This window comes from Corallococcus sp. 4LFB, from assembly GCF_046520365.1.
GTDB classification, from domain to species: Bacteria; Myxococcota; Myxococcia; order Myxococcales; family Myxococcaceae; genus Corallococcus; species Corallococcus caeni.
Genome location: NZ_JBKGHJ010000410.1, coordinates 1 through 7,659, shown reverse-complemented (window position 1 = coordinate 7,659; position 7,659 = coordinate 1). Strand labels below are relative to the sequence as shown.

Genomic DNA, 7,659 nt, shown 5'->3' with positions numbered 1-7,659 from the left:
GCCCGTCCCCACGTCCTCCTCACCTCTCGCGCGCTCTTGCCGAAGCTGCCTCACGGGCCTGAGTCCGCGCATCCGCTCGCGGCCACGGCTCAAAGCCGCGCCCCTGGTGCGGCGATGCTGCCCGTGGTGCTGGAGGAGCTGTCCCTGGAGGCGCTGCCCGCGCATGCGCCTCCTTCAGGCGCCCTGCCCCAAAGCCTCGCGTATATCGACTTCACCTCCGGCTCCACCGGCAGGCCCAAGGGGGTCGGCACGCCTCACGCCGCCGTGCTCCGCACCCTCTTCGGTGTCGACTACGCCCGCTTCGGCCCCGACGAGACGCTGCTGCTCATGGCACCTCTCGCCTTCGACGCCTCCACCCTCGAAGTCTGGGGCGCGCTGCTGCATGGCGCGAAGCTGGCCGTCTTCCCGGCCCACCCTCCGACGGATCCGCACGAGTTGGAGCGGATACTCGTCCGCCACGGCGTGACGACGCTGTGGCTCACCGCCGGCCTCTTCACGCAGGTGGTGGATTCACATCTGCCCGCGCTGCGCTCGCTGCGCCAGGTGCTCACTGGCGGCGATGTCGTCTCCGCACCCCATGTCCGCAAGGTGCTGGAGCAGTGGAGCCTCCCCGTCACCGCCGGCTATGGCCCCACGGAGACCACCGTCTTCGCCACCAGTCACCGCTTCACGCAGGCTTCGCAAGTAGGCGCCGCCGTTCCGCTGGGCCGCCCGCTGGGCAACACGCAGGTGTACGTGCTGGATGACTCCGGCCAGCCCGTTCCTCCGGGCGTGCAGGGTGAGCTCTACGTGGGAGGAGACGGCCTCGCTCGCGGCTACGTGGGCCAGCCCGCGCTCACCGCGGAGCGCTTCATCCCCGACCCGTTCTCCTCCACTCCAGGCGCCCGCCTCTACCGCACCGGCGACCTCGGCCGCTGGCGGGACGACGGCGTGCTGGAGTTCCTCGGCCGCGCGGATGCGCAGGTGAAGGTGCGCGGCTTCCGCATCGAGCTGGCCGAAATTGAAGCCGCGCTCCTGGCCCACTCCGACGTGCGCGAGGCCGTTGTCATCGCCCGCGAGGACGTGCCCGGCGACAAGCGCCTCGTCGCCTACGTCGTCGCTCCCGAATCCCTGGACGTCGCCGAGCTGCGCTCATTCCTCAAGCAGCGGCTGCCCGACTACATGGTGCCGTCCGTCCTGGGACGGCTGAACGCCCTGCCGCTCACCTCCAACGGCAAGGTGGACCGCAAGGCCCTGCCCCATCCCTCCACGTTCCAGACCCACGCCCGGACGCGCCCGCCTCGCACGGACACCGAGCGGCTGCTCGCCACGCTCTGGGAAGAGGTCCTCCAGACCGGCACCGTTGGAGCCGAGGACCACTTCTTCGACCTGGGCGGCAGCTCCCTGAGCGCCACGCAGGTCCTCTCGCGCATCCGGCGCGCGTTCCAGGCGGAGCTGTCCATCGCGGACTTCTTCGCGGCCCCCACCGTGGAAGCCATCGCGCGCCGCCTGGAGTCCCAGGGCCCGGTGCGCCCCGCCCTGTCGGTGCCCGCGCTCAAGCCGGTGCCTCGCGACGGCGACCTGCCCCTGTCCTTCGCCCAGCAGCGGCTGTGGTTCTTCTCGAAGCTGGAGCCCGAGAGCACCGCGTACAACCTGCCATTCGTCATGCGGCTCGAAGGGGCCCTCGACGTGCCCGCGCTCGCACGCGCCCTGCGTGACCTGCTCCAGCGCCATGAGGCCCTGCGCACCACCTTCCGTGAGCACCCATCCGGCGCAGTCCAGGTCATCGCTTCCGCTCCCACGCTGCCCGCGAGCTGGATGGACCTGAGCGCCCTGCCCGACGCCGAGCACGCACTCGACTCCGTCCTCGACGACGAGGCCCGGCACGTCTTCGACCTGGAAACCGGCCCGCTCTGGCGCGTCCTCGTGGTGCGCATGAGCGCGCGGCACCACCTGCTGCTGCTGACCATGCACCACGTCATCTCCGACGCTTGGTCCATGGGCGTGCTCCTCCAGGAGCTGACCACGCTGTATGCCGCCCACACCGAGGGCAGGGCTCCCGCGCTGAAGCCGCTGCCCGTGCAGTACGCGGACTTCTCCGTCTGGCAGCGGGGCTGGCTGCGCGACGAGGCGCTGGAGGCCCAGCTCGGCTGGTGGCGCGCGCAGCTCCACGGCGCACCGAAGGCGCTGGAGCTGCCCACGGATCGTCCCCGCCCCGCGGTGCAGACCTTCCGGGGCGCGGTGGTGCCCTTCCAGTTCCCACGCGAGCTGTCCGACGCGATGCAGGCGCTCTGCCGGAGCGAGGGCGTCACGCCCTCCATGGTGGTGCTGACCACGTTCCAGGTGCTGCTCTCGCGCTACAGCGGCCAGGAGGACCTCACCGTCGGCTCGCCCATCGCGGGCCGTCACCACGCGGAACTGGAGGGGCTCATCGGCTTCTTCGTCAACACGCTGGTGCTGCGCACGAAGCTGCACGGCGACCCGAGCTTCCGGGAGCTGCTGGCCCGCGTGCGCGACGTGGCCCTGGGCGCGTACGCGCACCAGGACGTGCCCTTCGAGAAGCTGGTGGAGGCCCTGCGGCCGGAGCGCGTCGCCGGCCGCGCTCCGCTCTTCCAGGTGATGCTCGCGTACCAGAACGCGCCCATGCCGCAGACGCTGACGACGGGCCTGCGCCTCCACCCGCTGGAGCCCCGGGGCGGCACGGCGAAGTTCGACCTCACCCTCGCCCTGAACGACACGGCCGACGGGCTGAAGGGCCTGCTCGAATACAACACCGACCTCTTCGACGCCGCGACCGCGAGCCGCATGGTGGGCCACCTGCGCACGCTGCTGTCCGGCGCCGTCCATGCACCGGAGCGCCGCGTCTCCGCGCTGCCCATGCTCACGGCCGAGGAGCGCGAACTGCTGCTGCACACCTGGAGCGAGCCCGGCGCCGCCACCGCGGAGGACGCATCCCTGCACGGACTCCTCCAGGCGCAGGCCCGGCTCCATCCGGACCTGGCCGCCCTCGAGCACGAAGGCGCCACGCTGACCTGGGCGGAGGCGCACCGGCGGGCCCGCGAGGTCCTCCTGGCGCTGCGCGGACGGGGCGTGGTGGCGCTGCCGCCCCCGCCGCCTCTCGTCCCCGTCCCGCGCACGGGCCCGCTGCCGCTGTCCTTCGCGCAGCAGCGGCTGTGGCTCATTGATCAGCTTGAACCGGGCAGCGCCGCCTACAACATCTTCCTGGCCCTGCGCGTGGAGGGTGCACTCGACGTGGCCGCCCTGGAGCAGGCCTTCGCCGCGCTCATCGCCCGCCATGACTCGCTGCGCACCGTCTTCGTCTCGAACGGCGGCGAGCCCGTCCAGGTCATCCTCCCCCCGGTCCCCTTCCGCCTGGAGCAGGTGGACCTGGGCGCGGTCTCCCGTGAAGCCCTGGAGCAACGGCTGCGCGAGGAGGCGCAGCGCCCATTCGACCTGGAGCGAGGGCCCCTGCTGCGCGTCTGCCTGCTGCGCCTGGGCGCCGGGGAGCACGTGCTGTGGCTGAACATGCACCACATCGTCTCCGACGGGTGGTCCATGGGCGTGCTCGTGCGGGAGCTGTCCGCGCTGTACGGCGCCCATGCGTCGGGCCAGCCGTCACCGCTGCGGCCGCTTCCCGTCCAGTACGTCGACTTCGCGGCGTGGCAGCGCGCGTGGCTGAAGGACGAGGTGCTGGAGCACCACCTCGCCTACTGGCGCCGTCAGCTCGCGGACGCGCCGCCGCTGCTGGAGCTGCCCACGGACAAGCCGCGCCCGCGCGTCCAGTCCCAGCGTGGCGCGCAGGTGCCCGTGCACCTGTCTGGAGCGCTGTCGGAGGCCCTCCAGGCGCTGTGCCAGCGCGAGCGCGCCACGCTCTTCATGGGCCTGGTGACGGCGTGGCAGGTGCTGCTCTCGCGCTACGCCGGCCAGGAGGACGTCCTCCTCGGCTCGCCCATCGCGGGCCGCACGCGCGAGGACACGGAGGGGCTCATCGGCTTCTTCGTCAACACGCTGGTCCTGCGCACGCACGTCGCCCCGAAGGCTCCCTTCCGCCAGTTGCTGGGGCAGGTGCGCGCCACCACGCTCGCCGCCTATGAGCACCAGGAGGCACCCTTCGAGAAGCTGGTGGAGGAGCTGCAGCCCCGGCGCAGCCTGAGCCACTCGCCGCTGTTCCAGGTGCTGCTCGCGCTGCAGAACGCTCCGACGCAGCCCCTGTCCCTGACGGGCGGATCCGCGCCGCTGCGGCTGCGGCCCCTGGAGCAGGGAGAGCAGACAACCCAGTTCGACCTCACCCTCGCCCTGGCGCAGACGCCGCAGGGCCTGCAGGGCGCGCTGAGCTACCGCACGGACCTGTTCGAAGCCTCCACCGCCGCCCGGATGGTGGAGCACCTGCGCACGCTGCTGGAGGCCGCGGTGGCGGAGCCGGACGAAGCCGTGGGCCGGCTGCCCCTGCTGACGGCCGACGAGCGTCAACACCTGCTGGTGACCTTGAACCAGACGCAGGCGGAGTACCCGCGCGACGCGACGATTCCGCGCCTCTTCGAAGCGCAGGCGAGGACCACGCCGGAGGCCGTCGCGGTCGTGAGCGGCGCGCAGCGGCTGACGTACCGGGAGCTGGAGGCAAGGGCGAATCAGCTGGCCCACCGGCTGCGCCAGCTGGGCGTGGGCCCGGAGTCGCGCGTGGGCCTGTGCGTCGAGCGCACGGCGGACGTGGTGGTGGGAACGCTGGGCATCCTCAAGGCGGGCGGCGCGTATGTGCCGCTGGATTCGCGCTACCCGAAGGAGCGCCTGGGCTGGCTGATGGAGGACGCGCAAGGCCCGGCCCTGGTGGCGCATTCGCACCTGCTGGCGTCCCTGCCCGCCTTCACGGCGCAGGCGGTGTGCCTGGACCGGGCAGCGGACCTCGACCGTGAACCCACGACGGCGCCCCCGGCGGAGGTGCACCCGGAGAACGTGGCGTATCTCATCTACACGTCGGGAAGCACGGGCCGTCCGAAGGGCGTGGCGGTGACGCACCGGAACGCCGCGGCCTTCCTCGCGTGGGCGACGGAGACGTTCACGGAGGAGGAGACGAAGGCGGTGCTCGCGGCGACGAGCCTCAACTTCGACCTGTCGGTCTTCGAGCTGTTCGCACCGCTGGTCCGGGGCGGCAGCGTGGTGGTGGTGCGCGACGCGCTGTCCCTCGCCGAAGCGAAGCCGGACGCCGAGGTCACGCTCATCAACACGGTGCCGTCGGCGATGGCGCAGCTGGTGCGGATGGGCGCGGTGCCGCCGTCCGTGCAGGTGGTGAACCTCGCGGGCGAAGCCCTGCCGGAGACGCTGGCGAAGGAGGTGTACGCCCTCCCCACGGTGCGCAAGCTGTACAACCTGTACGGTCCGTCGGAGGACACGACGTACTCGACGTGGTCGCGGGTGGAGCGCGAGGAGGTGCCGAACATCGGCCGGCCGCTGACGAACACGCGGGCGTATGTCCTGGACGCGAACCTGCAACCGGTGCCCATCGGCGTCGCGGGCGAGCTGTACCTGGCGGGAGAAGGCCAGGCACGCGGCTACCTGTCGAGGCCGGAGCTGACGGCGGAGCGCTTCGTGCCGGAGCTCCACGGGCCCGCGGGCGGACGGATGTACCGCACGGGGGACCGGGTCCGTTACCGGGCGGACGGGGCGCTGGAGTACCTGGGCCGCGTGGACTTCCAGGTGAAGGTGCGCGGCTTCCGCATCGAGCTGGGCGAAGTCGAGTCCGCGCTGCGCCAGCATGCGGCGGTGAAGGACGCGGTGGTGGTGGCGAAGGGAGAGGGCGAGGAGAAGCGGCTCGTCGCGTACGTGGCGCCGAAGCCAGGGGCGGCGCTGGAGACGAAGGCGTTGAAGGCGGACCTGCGCCAGCGGTTGCCGGAGTACATGGTGCCGGGGACGGTGGTGGTGCTGGAGGCGCTGCCGCTCAACGCCAACGGCAAGGTGGACCGCAAGGCCCTGCCGGAGCCGGATGCGCCCACGTCCGGCGGCACGTACGAAGCCCCGCGCACGGAGCTGGAGGCGAGGCTGGCGGCCATCTGGGCGCAGGTGCTGCGAGTGCCCCGCGTGGGCGTGAGGGACGACTTCTTCGCGCTGGGCGGACACTCGTTGCTCGCGACGCAGGTGGTGTCGCGGGTGCGCACGGAGACAGGCGCGGAGCTGCCGCTGCGCGCGCTGTTCGAGGCGCCTTCGGTGGAGTCGCTGGCATCGAGGGTCGAAGCCGCGTTGCGTGCACGGCCAGAGGTGCCGCGTCCGCCGCTGGTGGCAGTGGCCCGCACCGGCCCGCTGCCGTTGTCCTTCGCGCAGCAGCGCCTGTGGTTCCTCGACCGGCTCCAGCCGGGAAGCGTCCACTACAACATCCCCGCCGCCTTGCGGCTCGACGGTCCGCTGGACACGGAGGCGCTGAGCCGTGGCCTGCGGGAGCTCGTCCACCGTCACGAGGCGCTGCGCACCACGTTCCATGCGCGCGAGGACGGCGAGCCAGTCCAGCACCCGCATGCGCAGGTGGAGCTGACCGTGTCGCGGGTGGAGCTGAGCCAACTGCCAGAGGCGGAGCAGGACGCGGAGGTCCGGCGACGGGCGCTGGAGGAAGCACGGACGCCCTTCGACCTGACGCGTGCGCCCCTCATGCGCGCCACGCTGCTGCGCCTGTCCGAACAGCGCCACGTGCTGCTCGTCACGCTGCATCACATCGTCTCGGACGGCTGGTCCAACCGCGTCCTCGTCGAGGAGCTGGGCGCGCTCTACGCGGCGTTCTCGCGGGGGCAGCCGTCGCCCCTGCCGCCGCTGGCGCTCCAGTACGCGGACTTCGCGGCCTGGCAGCGGGACTGGCTGAAGGGCGAGGTGCTGGAGCAGCAGGTGGCGTGGTGGAAGCGGCAGCTCGCCGGTGCGCCGCACGCGCTGGAACTGCCCACGGACAAGCCTCGTCCTTCCGTGCAGACGTACCGGGGCGCCCAGGTGCCCGTGGTCCTTTCAGCGGGGGTTTCGCGGAGGCTCAAGGCCCTCTGCCAGCAGGAGGTCGCCACCCCGTTCATGGCGCTGCTCGCCCTGTGGCAGGTGCTCCTGGCCTGTTACTCCGGGCAGGAGGACTTCGCCGTCGGCTCGCCCATCGCGGGCCGTGAGCATGGCGAGCTGGAGGGGCTGGTCGGCTTCTTCGTCAACACGTTGGTGCTGCGCGCCCAGGTGGACCGGCGGGGTTCGTTCCGCCAGTTGCTGCGCCGGGTGAAGGAGGTGGCGCTGGGGGCCTATGCCCACCAGGATCTGCCGTTCGAGCGGCTGGTGGAGGAGCTGAAGCCCGCTCGCGATCCGAGCCGCAGCCCCCTGTTCCAGGTCCTCTTCACGCTGCGGGACACCGCCGCCCCGCGCGCACCACAAGGAGGGGAGCTGGAGCTGCACCCACTGGATGTGGAGGACACCACCGCCAAGTTCGACCTGGAGCTGAGCCTGGCGGAGTCACCGGAAGGCTTCACGGGAACGCTGGGCTACAACACCGCGCTGTTCGAGCCGCGCACGGCGGCAAGGATGGCGGAGCACTTCCGCACGTTGGTGGAAGGGCTCGTTGCACGGCCCGAGGCGCCACTGGAGTCCGTGTCGCTGCTGACGCCGATGGAGCGCCAGCAGGTGCTGGTGGAATGGAACGCGACGGAGACCGAGTACCCGCGCGACGCCACGCTG

The 7,659-nt window shown here is 71.9% G+C and carries 1 protein-coding gene; it reads left to right on the top strand.

Going from position 1 to position 7,659, the window contains the following annotated elements; genetic code table 11:
• Positions 1 to 114: 114 nt before the first annotated feature.
• A partial coding sequence (locus ACLEQD_RS32215; RefSeq protein ID WP_410389328.1) for an amino acid adenylation domain-containing protein occupies positions 115 to 7,659 on the top strand: 7,545 nt, incomplete at its 3' end.